Source organism: Streptomyces canus, assembly GCF_030816965.1.
GTDB lineage: Bacteria > Actinomycetota > Actinomycetes > Streptomycetales > Streptomycetaceae > Streptomyces > Streptomyces canus_E.
The window spans coordinates 8,568,439-8,586,330 of the sequence record NZ_JAUSYQ010000002.1 but is presented as its reverse complement, the minus strand read 5'-3'; the positions used below and the strand labels follow the sequence as shown (position 1 = coordinate 8,586,330).

The following is a 17,892-nucleotide window of genomic DNA, read 5'->3' as shown; positions in this document are numbered from 1 at the left end:
TCTGTGTCGTTGATGCATTGCTGTCAACGGGAGCTCTTCAACGAGACGGAACGGCATCAGTGGCACACAGCTTGGCGGTCCAGCCTTCGAGTGGGCAGCGGACGTGGACTGTGATCGATGAGAAGTACCGGACGGTTGCGCCGGTCGAGGACTGGCTGGAGGCCCACCGTCCGTGCTGGTCGCCGAACACGGTCCGCGGCTATGCGACCTCGCTTGCTCAGTGGTGGACGTTCCTGGAACAGCGTGACGAGACGGCGAAGTGGGGCGATCTCGGGGTGCCGGCGGTGGCCGGGTTCCTGTCCTGGCTGCGTAACGGCCGCACCGTTGAGCACGCCCTGGTCGAGCCCGAACAAGCGCCCGCGCCGGAGACGTTGGAGGCGAGGCTGGCCGCGTTGATCTCCTTCTACCGCTGGCAGGAGGCGGTCTTCTCGGTGCCGGTCGCGGGTCGTCTGATGCGCGGGGCACCACGCCGGGCCCCAGCCCGCGGACTGCTCGCGCACCTGGACGCCCGCACCGCGCCGGGCCCGTCCTCGCTGGTGAGGGTCCGCCGCCAGCGGCATCGTGGGCGGCCGCCTCTGCTGTTGCCGACCAGGGCATCCTGGACGGCTGCGCGATGCCGGAGACCTCGCTCGGCGAGTGGACCGGGAACCTCCGCGACCGGTTGCTGTTCGCCCTGCTCGCGGAGACCGGGATGAGGCTGGGCGAGGCCTTGGGCCTGCGGATCGGTGACTTCGTCATGGGCCGCGGCAGCACCCCCTATATCGAGATCGTCCCGCGAGAGGACAACGAGAACGGGGCGAGGGTGAAGATGATGCGCCCCCGCCGGGTCTATGTCGGCACCGACCTGGAGAAGCTGTTCGCCGACTACCTGACCCATCTCGCCTGCCGTGCCGCCGAGTTGGGTGAGGAGATTGGTACGCACTCGCCGCTGCTGGTGAACCTGACCCGGCCGCCCCTGCTGGCCGCACTGCGGGAAGGAACGGTGCGGGACAAGACCGCCGCCCTCCGCAAGAAGAAGATCGGCCCCGACTCGTGGACGCCGCACTGGTTCCGCCACAGCCACGCGACCGCGCTGTTGCTGGCCGGAACGCCGGAGTGGGTGGTCTCGCGCCGCCTTGGGCACGCACACGTCCAGACCACGATCGACCTCTATGGGTCCGGGAGGACGAGGCCCTGCGGGCCGCGGCGAACTGGAAGTCATACATCTCCTCCTGGCAGGTGACCGATGGCCGGTGAACATCGGCATCTGCACAAGGTCGGTGACCAGGACCCGTTCTGGCAGCTGTGGTTGAAACTGCCCGAGCCCTGGAAGGAGCCGGTCATCGGCGACGGCATCGAGGACTGGGAAAGGATCACCGAGAACGGCGACCGACGCATCGACCTGCGGGACCTGCCCGACCTGATCTCCGCCGAACTGGCCTGGATGGCGCACTGGCAGGCTCAGGACGGGACCCGCTCGGCGGTGCTGGGCACCAACCAGTTCGCCAACATCCTTCGCCGGGCTCTTCGCGAGAACCACGCTTTCCCGTCCTCGATCCGCACGATGGACTGGGAGACGGCCGGCGCTCTGCAGCGGTGGTTCTATGCCACCCGCTGGGGCCGGCTCCCGCCGCACGGCAGCATCGCCCGGCTGCGGGTGATCTTCCGATTCTCGCGCCTGGCCCTGCTCGCCCGATGCTCTGGCGAGCCGTGGTGGACGCTGGACGAGTGGCAGCCCCGATGCGACCCGCGCATCCCGCTGGCGGAGCACGAACCCCAGGCCCACTACGGCTGTTCACCCTCCAAGATCAGCCACGAGTGGCTGCGGGAGGCCGTGAAATGGTGGCTCGGCACCCAGCTGGAAGCAGGTGTCCTGCGCTGGTCCACGGTGAGCCAGGAGAGAATGCGCTGCCTGGTCCGCTTCGACCGGTGGCTGTCGACCTTCGCCGATCCGCTGGACGTCCTGGGCGATCCCGCCCACGCGGTCCAGACGGCCGCCGCCTTCCGCCGCTGGGATGCCGACCCCGCCAACCGCCTCCTGCGCGAGAACGAGCAACGGCATGCCCAGCGTCCCGTTGCCGCCCGTCAGCTCAACGATGACCTGCGGGCCGTCGCCGAGCTGTTCGCGTTCGTCGCGGCCAATCCCGCCGAGGCCCGCCAGGTCCTCGGCGCCCACCCGTGGTCGAGGGCCACGGACGCGCACGCGGCCGGGTGGTTCCGTCAGGTCTCCCGCATTCCGCACCAGCGGGACCTCAACGACGAGCACTACGTCGACGACCACGCGCTCGCCCAGATTCCCGCGGCCCTGCCCTTGCTCAGGCTTGTCCGCGACGAGCACATGCTGGTCACTCGGGGCGACGGACAGCAGACGACGGCTCGCGGTTTCGACGACCCACAGGCCATGCGCATGATCCTGCTGCAGATCCTCACCGGTCGGCGGGCCAGCGAGATTCGCACCTGCCTGTTCGACTGCCTCTCCCCGGTCCGCGACCGGGCCCTCGACGCGGTCGAGGACGAGGAGATCACCCGGTTCCACTACGCACAGAGCAAGATCGATATCGCGCCGGACAACATCCTCGTCGATCTCGAGGTCGTCGCGGTCATCGAGGAACAGCGGAAGTGGGTCCGTGACCACTTCCCCGGCGTCACCCCGCGTCACCTGTTCATACAGAGGACCGGCAACCGCCAGGGCGACAAGCCCTACCCGTCGGGCACCTACAGCTGGATGCTCCGCGAGTTCAGCAAGATCGTGAAGATCACCGACAGCAAGGGCAAGGCCGTCGGCCTGAGTCACACCCACCGCTTCCGTCACACCAAGCTGACCCGGCTCGCCGAACTCAGCCTGCCCGTCCATGTGTTGATGCGCTATGCCGGGCACGCCACCCCGTCGATGTCGATGCACTACGTCGCGGCCCGCCAGGAACACGCCGAGCAGGCGTTCCTGGCCACCGCCAAACTCAGAGCGGACGGCACCCACGTCGTCTTCTCCCGCAACGACCACGACAGCCTCCACCTGTTCAACCGCGCCGACCGGTTCCTGCCCCATGGCTGGTGCATGCTGCCGCCGATGCAGTCCTGCGACAAAGGAAACGCCTGCCTTACCTGCTCAGTCTTCGTGACCGACTCATCCCACGAGGCGGCGCTGAAACGGCAGTTGACCGAGACCACCGCACTGATCGACCGCTCCACCACCGCCTTCCAGGAACGACACGGCCGCCCGATGCCCGAGGACAACGTCTGGCTCCTGCAACGGCGAGCCGAGCACGCCGCCCTCGACAAGCTGCTGGACACCATCGGCTCGCAGCCTGGCCGGGCGGTCCAGGGCGCCGGCTGCGGCATCGCCCCCGCCGGCCCCGTCCCGATCAGTCTCGATCTCGACCGTCACCGAAGGACTCGGCCATGACCGACGCCCGCACCAAACGCACCCAGACCCTCACCGCCGCCGCGAAGGCGAAGTCGCAAGCCAAGACGAAGGCCGCCGAGCAGGCGATCCGCGCGCTCATCAAGCGCGGCGAGCCGATCACCTTCCAGGGCGTTCAGCGCGAGGCCGACGTCTCGCATGCCTTCCTCTATAACCACCCCGACCTGCGAGGACGCATTGAACGCCTGCGGTCCCAAGCCCGCCCGGTTCCTGCACCGGCCGCCCCCGCCGACGCGGAAAGCACCCTCGTTCTCGCTCTGACAAGCCAGATCACGCGCCTGAAGAAGCAACACCGAGAAGAAGTACAGGCCCTGCGGGACGCGCTGGAGCAGGCCCACGGCGAGAACCTCGACCTACGACGCGAACTCGCCCGCCGCGGCCTGCCACAGGCGGCCATCGCCGAAACGAAGTAGCGGCCGGTCACCACCATGGCGCAGGATCAACCTCGTGGAGACAGTGGTGCAGTGGGTCCGCACGTCATGGACCAAACAATCCCGCGGCGGGCTCGAAGCCGCGCGTCGGAACGCGACCCCGACGGCCTTTCCGCTGCCGCTCGGCTCCCCGCCCTTCATGCACGAGGTCCGGATGCACGAAGCCGAAGACTTCCAGCCCCGGTCTGTGACGCACGACAGCATGCCCGACTCCAGCACGGACGCCGGCGTGCTCTTGCGGGAAGCCGACGGACTGCTGCGCGTTCAGTTGGTCGCGACGCCATTCGGCATGCCGCGCAGATGGCGGCGTCCCCCGGCCGTTCGCCTCGCCCGCGGAGAATGGCTCCGCTGGCAGATCAACTACCGCTTTACCGGCTCACACGGCGGCGAATGGACCTACCGTCTCGACACGCTCAACATCGTCCATGGCTCGGCACGGACCGACCTCTTCCTCGGTGTCCCCACCCGCCACGTCAATGAACTTGCCAGCCTGCGCTGACGCCACCGTGCAGCAATCTCATCAACGTTCTGAAGTGCAAGAACGCCACATCAAAAGCTGAAACCGTTGATAACTGCAGGTCCCAGAAAAACGGCGTTCTCCTTCGCGGCGATGAAGTCCAACGTGCCCAGATGCGCGAGCTGTTGGCGCGTTATGCCGCACAGATGGGTGACGTCGAGTTCCTCGATCGTCTTGATCGCCGGGAAGCGGGCGGTGCGGATGCGGGCCTCGCCGCCGTGGGACTCGCGGGCGGAGACCTCCCGCTGGAGACAGGCGACGAGGAACTCGGTGTGTGTCCAGGTCTCCTTCAGGGCGCGTTCGGCCAGGCGTTCCGCGGCGTCCAGGAGGGCCGGGGCCTTCATCGCCCGGGCCAGGAAGGACAGGTCAGCGGTGGTCTGGCGGCCGGTGCGGGTCCCCGCCGGAGCGGCGGTCTTGGTCGTGGTGGGCATCAGGAGACTCCTCAGGCTCGTCGTCTTGGCCGCCGCCCTCGATGAGGGTGAACATGCGGTCGTAGGAGTCGAGTTGGCGTTGTTCGACCTCGACTAGGTCGGCCGCGGCGGCGGTGTTCTGCCGACGGGACAGGGCCTGGGAGGCTTGGCGGTGGCGGTAGTCGCCGCGCAGGATGGCGGCGGCGCGGGCGTGGACCGGGTCGGTGATGGTCTGCTGCTTGGCCCAGCAGCGTGGATGGCGGGCGACCTCGGCCCCGCCGGGGGCAAGGGTCACGATGACCTCGTCGGTGTCGGTGCGGACCTGGACTTTCTTGCCGATGGCCAGGGGGTGCACGGAGTAGTCACAGGTGTCGACGCGGATGTAGTGGTCGCGGCCGATGCGGGTGGCGAAACGCCACCAGCGCGGCGGGTCGACCGGCGGCAGCGTCAGGACCCGTCGCCGACAGTTTCGCCCCGGCGGCGAACCCCCGGCTCCTTGTCCTGCTCCGCAGGAGCTTCGTTTCTTCCCCCGGCTTCCGGGGGAGGAAACGAAGGAGTACCTGATGAATCGCGTGGACGATCGGCACGAGGCAAGGATCCCAAACCCACCGAGGCCGCCGGAAGTTGAGTGTCTCGGGGCCATTGGCCCTGAAGCTCTGCCTCCCTCGTACGCTGCACCGGGCGTGGGCGCCTCGGGATTGGCGCACCGGGCGGAAGGCTCCCAGCGGTTGTGTGAAGCTGGTCGATTCGCTCACGGGACTGGTGCTATCTCCCGTCAGCCCGCCGTCGATCCTTTGCCCCCGGCCGGGCGCCATCGGCGGGCGCGGCCCTTCGGGGCGGCGACGGCGGCCCAGGTGATCACCAGGATAAGACCGATGCCCAGCCCCGTCAGTACCAGCGCGCGTCGCGTCGCGCGGGTACCGGCCTCGTCTGTCTCCAGACGCACGAGCCGGGGAGCTTCAGCCTGCGCCGACCGGCTGGGGTAGGCCCCCGGCACAGAGGTGAGCGCGCCGTACGGGTCGAGCCGGGGGATGTCCGCGGGATATGCGGTCGTGATGAGCCTTCGGGCCGTCTCGGCTGCGGATAGCCCGGGATTGGCGGACCGGACCAGGGCTGCTGTCGCGGCGGCGTAACCGGCGGCGAAAGACGGTCCGGAACCGATGAAGTGGCCTCGGCCGCTGGGACCGATACCGAGCACGCCATCACCCGGTGCGGCAAGGTCGGTATGCCGAGGCGTGTACGCGGCCTGCGGGCGCCGGCCCTGCACGTCGACGTCGACCACGGACAGGACCCCGGGTTCGGCCGCCGGCCAGTAGTCCTGGGGCGGAGGGGCGGAGGAGGTGCCGTCGCGGGGTGCGTCGGGCACCGCGGCGGCCACGATCAGGGCGCCGTGGCGGGCGGCGTAGGAGACCGCGTCGTGGAGCGTGGAGGAACTCCGCGTCAGAGCCGGGGACACTTCGATGACCTGGGCCCCGGCGTCCACGGCCGCCCGGATTCCGTTCGCGACCGTGTTGTCGGTCGCTGTCCCTCTCTGGTCCGTGCCCCGCACGGCCACGATGTGCGCTTGCCCGGCCGCTCCGGAAAAGCCGACGCCGTCCACGGGGGCTGCGGCGATCAGCCCGGCCACGAATGTTCCGTGACCCACGCAGTCCTCGTCGGCCCCGCCCACCGCGGTGACGCGGCCCGTCAGGGCGGGGGCCTTGATCGAGACCCCGGTGTCGACGACGGCCACCGTCACGCCGGCGCCGGTACTGAACTGTCGTGTCCTGGTCAGCTGCAGACTCTGTTGCTCCCAGGGCATCGCCTTCACCACCGTGGCGGAGCCGCCGGTGCAGGCGGCCGAAGCTGCCAGCTGGGACGGCATCACGGGCAGTCGTACGGCGTCAGTGGACGCCACACCGGCCTCGGCTGCCGGCGCGATCACGCCGGTGGACGCGGAAAGGAGGGTAGCAACAGCCAGCAACGCGTAGCGGAGCCTGGGGCGGCGCATGTTGTCCATCCTGGGAACAAGAAGGGGCATGTGGTGGCTGCGTCGACACCGGTTACCGGGTCGGAGCGGAAGGACGGGCCGTTGTGGGGTTCGGATCACATGGGCACCACCTTCGTCTGCACGACATCCTTGGGAAGCAACAGGCGCAAGTCCTCCATCCCTGGGGCAGTCATCGCGCTCAGCCGGCCGGCCTGTCGCGTCATCATCCCTTCCAAGACCTTCCGGGCGAGCCTGGCGTTGCCGAAGGACCGGTCACGCGGAAGCGACTCGAAGTGCGAGCGCAGCACCTGGCCCGTGCCCGGCCCGCACTCGTAGCCGGCGGTGGCCGCGTGCTGGCGCACAATGGTCACCAGTTCGTCGGAGGTGTAGTCGGCGAACTCCAGCCGCCGGGAGAAGCGCGAGGAAAGGCCCGGGTTGGAGGACATGAAGCGCTCCATCTCCTCCGTGTAGCCGGCAACGATGACGACCACCTCGTCCCGGTGGTCCTCCATGAGCTTCAGCAGGGTGTCCACCGCCTCCTGCCCGAAGTCCGCCCCGGAACCCGACCCGGTGGGGGTGAGGGTGTAGGCCTCGTCGATGAACAGCACGCCGCCCAGGGCCCGTTCGAAGACTTCGCGGGTGAGCTGCGCCGTGTGACCTACGTACCGGCCAACCATGTCGGCACGGGACACCTCGACCAACTGCCCCCGCGGCAGCACGCCCAGCGAGACCAGCAGCTCGCCGTAGAGCCGCGCCACCGTGGTCTTTCCGGTGCCGGGCGGGCCGGTGAAGACCAGGTGGTGGCTGATGCTCGGCGCGGGCAGTCCCACCGCCTCCCGCTGGCGGGTGACGGACAGCAGGTTGACGAGGTCGGTGACGTCGCGCTTGACGGCCGCCAGGCCCACCAGGTCGCCCAAGCGAGCCAACGGGTCACCCTCGAGGTGCCCATTGGCCTCGTCGGCGACCGCGCGAACCGCGGCCTCTCCGATATCCTCGGGAAGCAGCAGCTGAAGGTGCTGGTCGGTTATTTCCGTGAGAATGGCCAGCCGGGACGCCTGGCGGTCCACCATCTGCTCGAACACCTGGCGGGCGGCGCGGCCGTTGCCGAAAGTCGCGTCCTTCGGTACGCGCTCGAAGTGTGCGGCGAGTGCCTTCCTGGTGATGTCGTTGAGCTCGTACTGGTGCCCAACGCACATGGTCTCGACGATCGCCACCAGTTCGGGTACCGCGTAGTTCTCAAATTCCACAGTCCGGGAGAAACGCGATGCCAGACCGGGGTTGGACGCCAGGAACGCCTCCATCTCGGCGGAGTAGCCCGCGGCAACGACGACGACGTCGTCGCGGTGGTCCTCCATGAGCTTGAGGAGTGTGTCGACGGCTTCCCTGCCGAAGTCGGCTCCGGAACCACGGCCGTCGGAGAGCAGGGTGTACGCCTCATCGATGAAAAGCACACCCCCGAGAGCCCGGTTGAAGGCCTCGGTGGCCTTGATGGCGGTGCCGCCGATGACCTGCGCCACCAGATCGGCCCGCGAGACCTCGACCAGGTGCCCCGAACGCAGTGCGCCGAGTTCGGCCAGGATCGCCCCCGTAGAGCCGGGCCACGGTGGTCTTGCCGGTACCGGGAGGACCCGCGAACACCAGATGGCGGCCCATCGGCGGGGCGGTCATGCCGAGCTTGGCGCGGTGCTGGGCCAGACGGGTGAGGTTGACCAGCGTACGCACCTGCTCCTTGACGTTGTCCAGGCCGATCAGGGCGTCGAGGGCGGCCAGCGGTCCATCCGTCCGAGTGAGCTGTGCGTTCTCGTCGGCCGCGCCGTTCCCGGCGGGACCGCCGGAGCCCCAGGCGTCCGGCTTTCCGTTGGCGGTGCTGGTCAGTCCGTCCACGGCGAGCCGCTCACCAGGCCGGGCCTGGACGAGCCCTCTGCCGCCGTTGTCCCGGACGGTACAGTTCACCACGGAGACCGGATCGGTGGACTCGATGCGAAGACCGTCGCCCGTGCTGCCGCTGATCTCACAGGAGTTGAACGAGCCGCGTCCGCCGTCGGCGAGCAGGACGCCGTGCCCGCTGCTGTCGGCCACCCGCAACCGGGTGGCGGTCATCTCGCCGCCACCCTCGATGGTGACACCAGACTCCTCAGCCCCCCTGATCTCCAGATCCCGCACCGTCATGATGCCGTCGGCGCCGATCGACAAGCCGTTCTCGGAGGGCGCGAGGACCGCTCCGCCCCCGATGTAGACGTTGCCGTCGTTCTCGACCCTGATGCCGCAGCGACCGGCCCGCTCGACGATGCAGTCCTCCAACCGGCCCCGGCCGTCCTTCACGATCTCCACGCCGTGGCCGCGCGGCGCGTTGATGCGGGCACGCCTGACGAGCGGGTTGGCGCCCGTGCGGATGGAAACGCCGGTTCCCAGGACGTCGGTGACATCGAGCCGGTCCAGTTCGGCGGCCGACTCCTCCTCTAGTAGCACGGCGATCGTCGCGCAGTCCCTGACGGTCAGGCCGACCAGGACGGGGGAGGCGTGTCCGCTCACCCGGACAGCGGGAGCCTCCGCCGTGTCCAGCCAGCAGTCTTCGTAGGTGCCCCGGGAGCGGTCTGTGACCAGGAGTCCGTGACTCTTGGTGCGTGCCGTACGGCAACGGCGGACCACTGGGTCACTTCCCCCGCTGACCACGATACCGACGCCGGTGGTACCGGTGACGCGCACGTCCTCGAGTGTTGTCCTGGCCTGGCTGGCGAGTTGAACTCCCGTACTGGTGTCGTGCACCACGGTGCGCAGCACCTGGATGGTGCTGTGGCCTTCCAGGGCGACGGCGGGCTTGTCGGTCGAGGAGATGTCGCACTCCTCTACCGACCCCTGAGCCTCCCCATTGGCCAGTACGCCGTTGCCGCGGGCGTCGCGGACCGTGCAGCCTCTCAGTGCTATCCGGCCGCGTTCGCCTATGACCACTCCGGAGGTGCCGAGGTGTTCGATGGTGCAAGACTCGACGGAACTCTCCACCGCGGAGGTGACCACGACTCCGGCGCCGCCCGGATTGCTGATCCGGCAGTCCCGCAGGGCCAGCGAGCCGCCGACCCGAGCCAGCAGCGCCGTCCAGGCTGAGCCGGTGATCTCGCAGCCGTGCATGGCCAACTGTCCGCGCGGCACGTGGATCACCGGCGCTTCCTCGTCGCGCCCGCGGAACACCAGGTCGGTGAGCATGACCGCTTCGGCCTTGAGCACCAGCGCGCTGCCACGCCGCGGTGCTATCTGCACGCTGCCGCGTGACTGTTCCGCCACTATGGTGACCGGGAAGCTGATGGTCAGGCTCTCCGCGTACGTGCCGGGTGCCACACTGACGACAGCGCCGCTGCGCGCCCTGGCCAGAGCCTCACTGATCGTCCGAAAGCCGTCCGGCCGCTCCGGGCTGACCGTAAGTATCTGGCGTGACACGCGCTTTCCTCCTTCGTGTGGCTTCGTAAAGCCACGAGCCCTCGAGTGCCTTGACAGCACCATCATGCCGGGCACTGGCCTGCTCAGCTGCCCCGGTCCGGCCCAAACGACCCGCTCTTGAGATTCATAAGAGCTATGTGGTTGTTCATCGTGGCCGGCTCCCTACCGATCACACCGGAACAGGATGCCATTTCACGAGCGCTCCGCGCTCTGGGTGCGTTGGCGCATCGAGCTCATACACAAGGTAGCTAGGGGGCTCCCCGATCAGCACTGGCGTCGGCGTTTTCAGCGCCAGTCCGGTCTGCCGAGCACGCGACCCGTCCCGGCGCGGAATCCACTGAGGATGTTGTGCCGGTACTGCGCGGATGCTGTCATGCAGAGCGCCGATGACGTTCGTCGCGAGACGTGAGTGTCGGTTCTGGCTCTACGCTCGGTGTCACTCGGCACCCCGGTGTACTGAAGTCCGGGTCTCGTGGCCCGATAACCAACACCTTGGACTCACGGGACTAATGCCAGCGTGCTCGGACGATCACCTCATGCCGGGCTTTTCACCCACTCGATGAGCCGGACCCACCGTCGCGACGACCTGCCGTATTGGGCTGGCGCCGATTCCGATCGAGTCGTCGCCTCCGCTGTTCGCACGCGCTCGCCTCCCGCAGGCTCACACATGCACCGCTGAGCGGTCGGCACATCCATGAGCACCTGTTCCACATGCCTCCCGCAGCCCTCGTAGGTCAACTTTCGGCATGACCGGCAGACAGCACGTTGGCACATGATTATCTCCCCTGGTTCTTCGTTTGATATCGCGACATTAACGCTATTGCCCCAATAACTTGAGAATTTACAGCGTCTCCACCGGATCGGCCGCCGTGCCCCCGGCGGCCGGTCCGGTGGTAGCCGTTGGGAACCACCGCTCGCCGGCCGCCACAGGTCTTGAGCAGTGCTCCACGGCTCGTGTTCGTAGGGGTGATCGGTCACAGCCCGCAGGAGCCGCGGTCGAGGTGGAAGTACCGGGCGTTGGCCCAGCGGCACAACCGGATACCGACGATGACGCCGGCGATGGTGATCAGGGCGGGCAGGTATCCGCTGGCGACCTGGATTATCGGGATGGCCGGGCACCCGCCTGAGAGCGCCCAGCCCGTACCGAACAACACCGCGCCGGGGATCACGCCGGCGTGGATGCGCCCCGGGGTGCGGCGGACCCGCAGCAGAGCGAACGCGCACACGATGATCACCACAGCACCCGCGAAGGAGAGGAACATGCGCAGGTCCTGGAATGTGAACATGCGGTTCAGCTCGGCGTAGTCGCCGAAGCCGATGTTGGTGACGGTGTAACCGAAGGCCAGTCCGGTGATGATGTTGGCCAGCAGAATCGCGCCCCGGGTGCGCATCAGATCACCTTCCACAGGAGGAACGACACCGCGACGGCGGTGCCGAAGAACACGGCGGTCGCGACGATGCTGACCGGGCTCAGCCGGCCGCAGCCGCTGAGTCCGTGGCCGGAGCTGCACCCACCGGCCAGCCGAGTGCCGAAGCCGACCAGCACACCTCCCAGGAACAGCACAACGATCATGGTGGTCGAGTCGGCGGTGACCAGGTTCCGAAAAACCGGGCCCATATCGTAGCGGAGGTGGAACCGCCCGGAGGTGACCGCGGCGATGAGCCCCCCGAGGAAGATCGACATCAGCAGGGCGGCCTCAGTGACCAGCGGGGCCGGGCGCAGGCTCGTGGCTGCCGGGCGCTCACTCACTGCCGATTCGGCCTCTGCTTCGAGTGGCTGCGAGTTCCCGTACGGAATCTGCTGCGGCACGGTGGACGCGCCGGTGCCGGTGCCGGTGCCGAAGTGCTCCGCTGTGGCCGCGGCAAGCGCCTCGGCGAGAGCCCGATCGTCGGTGAACTCCTCGTCCATCCGCTCCAGCCGGCGTTCGCGACGCCAGTGCAGCACGCGATCCCACGCTGCCGACACCCCGAGAGACCGGTCACCGATGAGCGTGTGGTTGATGGTGACCAGAGCGAGCCCGACAGCGCCCGCCCACCAAGGCCAGTAGGTACTCATGCGGGTCCTCTCATCCAGTCGGCGAAGCGAGCCCACCAGCCGCGCTTCGAGCTGGGCGCTTTCCGTGTGTGTCGAGCGAGGCCGTCCGAGGGGCGGGCAGCCTGCGGGGGCGGTGACGGCTGGTGATGCCAGACATCTGCTGGCTCCTCGAACTGGGCCGTGGCCCGTGGTGTCGCGATTCCAGGCGCTGGCTGTGACTGCTCATGTGTCCGGGCCGCGGCCTGCTGGGGCCACGACGCGGTCTGCTGTGCCCCCGGAGCGGGCCGTGGCGGCGGGGGTTGCCGGGGGCCCGGCGCCGCGATCGCGGCGCCGGATCGGTCCGTCTTGGCCGGGGTTTCGAGGTGTCTCGCGCGGGCTCCGTTGGGCAGCAGGCTGATCGGCACGCGCTCGCCGGTGAGTGACATCCTGTAGCGCGCACAGCCGAGCCATCGATCTGCGCTGTCGCAGTAGTATTCACGCCAACCTCGCAAGCTCGCCCTAAGTAGTGGGAAAAGTGGGCACTCTTCGGCGTGCGGGCAACTCACGTTGCTCCCTCCTGACTGGCGCTCCACCCGTTCGGGGAGAGCGGTTGTCGTTCTTGGTTCCTGCCCTTGCTGTGCCCGGCCGGCGGTCTGAAGGGCAATGCGGTGACGGGCACTGTCACGTAGTCGGGTACGTGGTGGTCTGAGGTGTGTCGGGTATGGCGGCCCGGGTTCCGAGCCTGTGTTCAAGCCGTGGTGTGTCGGCTGACAGCATCTGCGGCCTGGCCCCAGATGGCGAAGCGGACGGTCCTCTCGGCACGGTGGTCGAGCGTGGTCATCAGGTGCCGACGGGCCCCGAAGTGGGGTGAATTGCCGCTGGGCGCGGACAGGAAACGTTGCGCTCCGCAGACGCTCGCAAGCCCTTCATCGCGCATTCTCGTGGGCTGGTGGGAGTTCTCCGCCCGGTTGTTCGGCCCCTTGTGGGATCGGTGCTCCATCGAGGGCGCGCCTTCGGGATGGGCGGCACCGCAGGAGTGGAGCGTGTCGGTGACGACCAGCCGCGGCACCGCACGTGTCTTTTCCACCAGCCTGGGGAAGAACCGTCTGGCCGCGGCCTTGTCCCGGCAGGCCTGCACGAGGATGTCCAGGACGCTGTCCTCCTGGTCGACGGCCCGCCACAGGTATTTCAGCTTCCTGTTGATCCTGATGAACACCTCGTCCGAATCCCACTTGTCACCAAGCCAGGACGCCGGCGGCGCAGCCCGTCGGCATAGGCCTGACCCAACTTGCGGCATCACCGCAGGACGGTCTCGCAGGAGATGATGACGCCCCACTGGAGCATCAGCTCCTCGACCTCGTGGCAGGACAGCGGGAAGCGGAAGTACCGCCGCAAACAGGCGAGATCACCTCGACCGGGTACCGGTCTCCTTGTACGACAGCGACGTGCCCTCCACTGAGGATCCCCCTCACCATGCCCTCAACCTGAAGATCATCTCATCCTGCCAACCAACGTGACGGCACCCTGCATTGGTCACACCGATGCCATCTCTGGACGCGCTCATGGTACGAGGCCCACCGGGTACACGCATGCGATGCTGCACTTAAGTGCACTTAGGGACTTCCCCATTGCCTTTTCGTACTGAACCGCCCGGCACCGGCACCACCGCCAGCCTCGGCGCCCAGATCAAAGTCGGCACCAGCTGGACCATCTACAACACCGTCGCAGGCACCGGCGATCTGACCGGCGACGGCAAGCCGGACGTACTCGGTGGACAGCATCGCACCACAAGCCGTGCACATCCGGGATACTCCCGACGACAGCAGCGCCTCACGGACCATCAGCACCGGCGTCAGGCCCAGCCCAGCATTCCCCCCGCGAGGCCCGTGCCATAGCCCCCGGCCCGCCTCACCCTCAAGCCGGAACGGTCACGAACCCCGTTTAGGCGGACTGGAGACAACCACATGAGAACCCACTGAGCGACTCTGTCGGGAATCTTGAGGGACGGGCGTCACTTCCCTTGGCGCCACCACAGTGGCCGGGGTAAGTCGCGTGCGTCGAGGTACTGCTGGAATGCTGTGGGAGGGCGGGGCCGGTACGAGCCGTCGGCGGGTTCTTGGAGGATCAGCCGCTCGACGTTGATCGCGAGTGCGGTCAGGACGTGCTGGACGTGGGTCTTGGCCAGGCCGCGGTAGCGGCACCGGCGTCCGCGGTGGCCGTGCGCGAACTCCTCGATGGTGCCCTCGGCCCCCGAGCGTCGCCCGTAGAGTCGGCGCCAGTCCGCGTCCTGCTGGTCGGCGCGGTTCTTGGTTTGGAGTTCGTGCAGGCGGCGGGTGGGAAAGTACAGGCTGCGAAACGGGCCTGGAGTGCACTTGGCCCGCTCGGGGCAGCGGCCGCACTGGCGGGCGTCGAACCGGACTGTGACCTTGGTCGGCTCGGCCACCAGCAGGTCCTGCCAGTTGCCGCTGACCTGCCCGTTGGGGCAGGTTACCTCGCGCTGGTCGAAGTCGATGATGAAGTTCTCCCGGCCGAATCCGTCGTTGGCCCGGTGCTGCGGGGTGGTGCTGGGCGGAAGCGGACCGATCAGAGTGACGCGGTGCAGGCGGGCGGCGGCGTCCATGCCGGCCACGGAGGTGTAGCCGCCGTCGACCAGGTGCCGGTCCGGCAGCAGGCGCAGCCGCCTGAGGCGGGCGTGGATGCCGGGCAGCGCCTGGCTGTCCGCGCTGGAGACGGCGGTGGCCACGTCGGTGATGACGTTGATCCGCTTGTCGTCGCAGGTCTCGGTCACGTGCACGAGGTAGCCGGTCCAGCGGGTGTCGCCGCGGCGCGTCCAGCGTGCCTCGGTCTCATACGGCGACTCGATCTGAATCCGGGAGGGCGGCCGGCCGTCGCGCTTCGTGCGCGGCCTGAACCGCCCCTTGGCATCCACCAGGAAGTGCTGCACCAGGATCGTTCGGAGCACCTTCGCCTGCGCCGGAGCGCCGCCGGGGAACCGGGCGTCAAGGCGTTGCAGCAGTTCGCGGGCGTCGTTGCCCACCTGCTCCAGACGGGCGACGGGGTGGCTGGGCTGGGAGCACAGGCGAACCGGCCGGCCGTAGCGTTGGGCCCATTCGGCGGTGACCAGCTCATCCAGCGCCTCTGGCGCGTCGCGGGCCACCTCTTCCAGCACGGCGCGGACCGCCTCGGTCACCAGCTCCAGGCGGGTCAACTCCCGTGCGGCGGACAGGACGTGTGGGGAGTCGGTGCGCTGCGTGACGCGCCCCTTGAGCAGGCCGGCTTGTCGGATCCGGGTGAGTGCGAGGCCCAGTAGCCGGTCGGCGCGGTCGCCTTCGGCGAGCCGGTCGCGGAAGTCGGACATGACGCTGTGGTGGAAGCCGGGATCGTCCAGGTCCAGTCCGAGGGCGTGTGAAGTAGGCCGCCGACGAGGTGCCCCTGGCTGGGGTCCTTTTCCGACGGCCCCTTCCCGAACCGGGCGTGCGGCTTGTCACCGCACCCGGCTCTCCAGTGCCGTTCTTCGTGAGCTGTTGCCCGTAGGACGTCCGGCGTGGATGTCCTCGTGGCAACGACGGCAGACGACCAGGGTCTTGCGACGGCGCGCGGCCATCGTCCTGGCCCATGTCGAACGCTTGGGCCTCCCCTTGACGTTCAGGTCCTTCAGGTGCCGGATGTGGTGCACTTCCACATCCGTCCGCGAACCGCAGAGTTCGCAGACATCGGCGAGGAGCCGTTGCAGCAGCTCCGTCCGATCACCGTTCCAGACCCTTCTAGGCTGGTCGTCGAGACGGGTGACCTTGGCCCTTCCCTTCAGTGAGATCCCACCCCACTCGGCTACCAACGGCGGGCGGCCGTCGCCGCGTTCGACGGTGACCCGCAGCCCCTTGCGGGGGCCGAGGTCGGTTTGGAGTACGGCGCGGTAGCGTCGATAGACCTTGGGGACGGTGGTGCGGTGTTTCTGCGCCAGCGTCTTGGTCAGCGACATCTCCATGGCGTACTTCAGTCGTCGGAAGCGGTGGCGGTTGAAGGCCAGTTGGTAGTACTCCGTGATGCCACGGAACTCGGCCTGGTACTGGGCGATGATCGAAAAGTCGCTGTCGACCATGCGTCCGGCAATCCTGGCCGGTCGGCCGTGGTGGAGGTAAGGCCTGCACTTGGCGTGGACGACGTCGGCCGGCACCTTCAGCCCGATCTGCCCGTTGATGCTGCGGCGACCGCGCCGGTCGTGCTTGCTGTCGTTGTCCAGGACCACGATCTCGTAGCCCAGGAACCGGGCGACCTGCGTCCGCCCGTGGGGGCCTCCCCCAAGGCCGGGAAGTTAGCGTTTTCGCAGGTCCTGCAAGCCCGTTGGGCGTTCGAGGAGAAAACACAACGGAGCTCGTTGGTACAGGCAGTCGACCAAGACAGCTTGTACGTGAGGAGCTCCGTTGCGGGTTCATTTTGCCCTGCCGTCCGCGATGATGGCCATCACCCGTTCGGTGACCGTGGCGGCGGGTCGGTTCGCGCCTGGCCATCTGGGAGAGCTGACCGCTGTGGTGCCGTTCGAGCTGGTGGATGCGGTGCTGGCGGAGACGCGGACGGTGCAACGGCGGCTGCGTGATCTGCCGTCCCGAGTCGGGATGTACTTCCTGCTCGCGATGTGCCTGTTCCCCGAGGTCGGATACCGGCTGGTGTGGGACAAGCTCACCGGCGGCCTGGCCGGGATGCCGGTGGCCTCGCCGAGTGCGAAGGCCCTGCGGGACCTGCGCCGAAGGCTGGGGGCTGCGCCGGTGCAGGCCCTGTTTGAGGTGCTCGCCGGGCCCCTGGCCCACCCGACGACGCCAGGGGTGCGCTTCAGCTCCTATCGGACGGTGTCTTTCGATGGCTGCAGTTCGCTGCGGGTACCCGATTCACCTCGTAACCGGGCCTGGCTCGGGCGGACGGCCCATCACGGCTATCCCACGCTGGAGCTGATGACGCTCGTCGAGACCGGGACAAGAGCGTTGATCGGCGCGGTGTTCGGCCCTACCGACGAGGGTGAGACTGCCTATGCCCGCCGGCTGTTGCACCTGCTCGGGCCGGACATGCTGGTGCTGTGGGACAAGGGCTTCGACGCCAACGACTTCCTACGCCGGCACCCGGCCAGGACGCTGATCGGCCTCTACCAGGAACGCTGGGGTGCGACACGAAGTCGCACGAGATTGAGTGAATTACCTGATCGGAGGATCGACTTGATGTCGACAGCGTAGTTCCGGGCCAGTGCTCAAGGCCCGTCCCCACTTCGACATGCGTCGCTGGCAACGGCGGGGTGTGGAGCTTGAAGGAGAAGCCCAAGGGCTCCCGTTCCATCCGGGGGCCACAGGCAAGGGAAAGACCGGACGGGTGAACGCGAGTGAACCCCTGATGATGCTTCGTGATCGTGGGCCCCGCCGATGGACTGCTCCAGCGGGGTGCAGGACTGGCCGCTGAGAAGCGGCAGGCGCCGGCTGAAGACCCAACGTCAGCCGGGAGAGCATCGCCGTCCCGGAGTTTAGAGGGCACCCACCCCGGTCGTATCTCACTCGTGTGGAACGTGGAAACCCCGTTGGGGTCCGGACGCGCAAGCGTCCGGTCAGCCGACCGCAAGGAAGGCCCAACTCCCCAGCGGGCACAGGATGACCCAAGAAGCCAACGCCGGTGGCCGAAAGGCAGCGGGAAACCGGGGCAGATGGCCAGCACCTCCGCTGGCCGCCTCGCATAACCGGCC

At 68.2% G+C, this 17,892-nt stretch carries 13 protein-coding genes and 2 pseudogenes; 6 read left to right on the top strand and 9 right to left on the bottom strand.

What is annotated here, in order from left to right:
- The first annotated feature begins 110 nt into the window (after positions 1 to 110).
- The 5 genes from QF027_RS40345 to QF027_RS40325 are packed head-to-tail and all read left to right on the top strand — an operon-like array spanning position 111 to position 4,330.
- Entirely contained in the window at positions 111 to 695 is a 585-nt protein-coding gene (locus tag QF027_RS40345) for a site-specific integrase (protein ID WP_307080363.1), read from the top strand.
- On the top strand, positions 614 to 1,222 hold the full coding sequence (locus QF027_RS40340; protein WP_307080362.1) for a tyrosine-type recombinase/integrase: 609 nt from the start codon (positions 614 to 616) through the stop codon (positions 1,220 to 1,222). The genes QF027_RS40345 and QF027_RS40340 overlap by 82 nt, the downstream gene beginning before the upstream one ends.
- Before the next feature lie 3 nt (positions 1,223 to 1,225).
- Positions 1,226 to 3,382, top strand: a complete 2,157-nt coding sequence (locus tag QF027_RS40335) for a tyrosine-type recombinase/integrase (protein WP_307080361.1) — start codon at positions 1,226 to 1,228, stop codon at positions 3,380 to 3,382.
- Positions 3,379 to 3,813: a DUF6262 family protein gene (locus tag QF027_RS40330; RefSeq protein WP_307080359.1), complete on the top strand. Its 435-nt coding sequence runs from the start codon at positions 3,379 to 3,381 to the stop codon at positions 3,811 to 3,813. The genes QF027_RS40335 and QF027_RS40330 overlap by 4 nt, the downstream gene beginning before the upstream one ends.
- A 34-nt stretch (positions 3,814 to 3,847) precedes the next feature.
- Positions 3,848 to 4,330, top strand: a complete 483-nt coding sequence (locus QF027_RS40325; protein ID WP_307080357.1) for a hypothetical protein — start codon at positions 3,848 to 3,850, stop codon at positions 4,328 to 4,330.
- Positions 4,331 to 4,380: 50 nt separating this feature from the next.
- On the opposite strand, the gene QF027_RS40320 is transcribed toward QF027_RS40325, so the two are convergent.
- From QF027_RS40320 to QF027_RS40280, 9 genes and pseudogenes are all read right to left on the bottom strand, one after another.
- A complete protein-coding gene (locus QF027_RS40320; protein WP_307080355.1) occupies positions 4,381 to 4,779 on the bottom strand; it encodes an ATP-binding protein in 399 nt (132 codons plus the stop codon).
- Positions 4,715 to 5,401 carry a Mu transposase domain-containing protein gene (locus QF027_RS49820; RefSeq protein WP_373432464.1) on the bottom strand — a complete coding sequence of 229 codons (687 nt, stop codon included), beginning with the start codon at positions 5,399 to 5,401 and terminating at the stop codon, positions 4,715 to 4,717. The genes QF027_RS40320 and QF027_RS49820 overlap by 65 nt, the downstream gene beginning before the upstream one ends.
- Before the next feature lie 132 nt (positions 5,402 to 5,533).
- Positions 5,534 to 6,748: a S8 family serine peptidase gene (locus QF027_RS40310; RefSeq protein WP_307080351.1), complete on the bottom strand. Its 1,215-nt coding sequence runs from the start codon at positions 6,746 to 6,748 to the stop codon at positions 5,534 to 5,536.
- 95 nt (positions 6,749 to 6,843) lie between these two features.
- Positions 6,844 to 10,159: pseudogene (locus tag QF027_RS40305) on the bottom strand (right-handed parallel beta-helix repeat-containing protein).
- Positions 10,160 to 11,133: 974 nt separating this feature from the next.
- Positions 11,134 to 11,550 (bottom strand): YeeE/YedE thiosulfate transporter family protein, encoded by a 417-nt coding sequence (locus QF027_RS40300; protein ID WP_307080349.1) that lies wholly within the window; start codon positions 11,548 to 11,550, stop codon positions 11,134 to 11,136.
- Complete coding sequence (locus tag QF027_RS40295; RefSeq protein ID WP_307082670.1) at positions 11,550 to 12,215, bottom strand: YeeE/YedE family protein; 666 nt, start codon at positions 12,213 to 12,215, stop codon at positions 11,550 to 11,552. The genes QF027_RS40300 and QF027_RS40295 overlap by 1 nt, the downstream gene beginning before the upstream one ends.
- Positions 12,216 to 12,921: 706 nt before the next feature.
- Positions 12,922 to 13,648, bottom strand: a pseudogene (locus tag QF027_RS40290) (IS6 family transposase).
- Between the two features lie 536 nt (positions 13,649 to 14,184).
- Positions 14,185 to 15,531 (bottom strand): transposase, encoded by a 1,347-nt coding sequence (locus QF027_RS40285; RefSeq protein WP_307080347.1) that lies wholly within the window; start codon positions 15,529 to 15,531, stop codon positions 14,185 to 14,187.
- Positions 15,532 to 15,657: 126 nt separating this feature from the next.
- A complete protein-coding gene (locus tag QF027_RS40280; RefSeq protein ID WP_307080345.1) occupies positions 15,658 to 16,419 on the bottom strand; it encodes an HNH endonuclease in 762 nt (253 codons plus the stop codon).
- 175 nt (positions 16,420 to 16,594) lie between these two features.
- Between QF027_RS40280 and QF027_RS40275 the strand changes: the two genes are divergently transcribed.
- The gene (locus QF027_RS40275; RefSeq protein ID WP_373432463.1) at positions 16,595 to 17,395 is read left to right on the top strand and encodes a transposase domain-containing protein; all 801 of its coding nucleotides are present in this window, start codon (positions 16,595 to 16,597) and stop codon (positions 17,393 to 17,395) included.
- The last annotated feature ends 497 nt before the right edge of the window (positions 17,396 to 17,892 follow it).

What these genes read in the sequence shown, in the direction of transcription:
- QF027_RS40285 (WP_307080347.1), bottom strand. Translation starts at nt 15,531, where the DNA reads ATGTCCGACTTCCGCGACCGGCTCGCCGAAGGCGACCGCGCCGACCGG.
- QF027_RS40320 (WP_307080355.1), bottom strand. Translation starts at nt 4,779, where the DNA reads ATGCCCACCACGACCAAGACCGCCGCTCCGGCGGGGACCCGCACCGGC.
- QF027_RS40340 (WP_307080362.1), top strand. Translation starts at nt 614, where the DNA reads ATGCCGGAGACCTCGCTCGGCGAGTGGACCGGGAACCTCCGCGACCGG.
- QF027_RS40300 (WP_307080349.1), bottom strand. Translation starts at nt 11,550, where the DNA reads ATGCGCACCCGGGGCGCGATTCTGCTGGCCAACATCATCACCGGACTG.
- QF027_RS40295 (WP_307082670.1), bottom strand. Translation starts at nt 12,215, where the DNA reads ATGAGTACCTACTGGCCTTGGTGGGCGGGCGCTGTCGGGCTCGCTCTG.
- QF027_RS49820 (WP_373432464.1), bottom strand. Translation starts at nt 5,401, where the DNA reads ATGGCCCCGAGACACTCAACTTCCGGCGGCCTCGGTGGGTTTGGGATC.
- QF027_RS40330 (WP_307080359.1), top strand. Translation starts at nt 3,379, where the DNA reads ATGACCGACGCCCGCACCAAACGCACCCAGACCCTCACCGCCGCCGCG.
- QF027_RS40310 (WP_307080351.1), bottom strand. Translation starts at nt 6,748, where the DNA reads ATGCGCCGCCCCAGGCTCCGCTACGCGTTGCTGGCTGTTGCTACCCTC.
- QF027_RS40335 (WP_307080361.1), top strand. Translation starts at nt 1,226, where the DNA reads ATGGCCGGTGAACATCGGCATCTGCACAAGGTCGGTGACCAGGACCCG.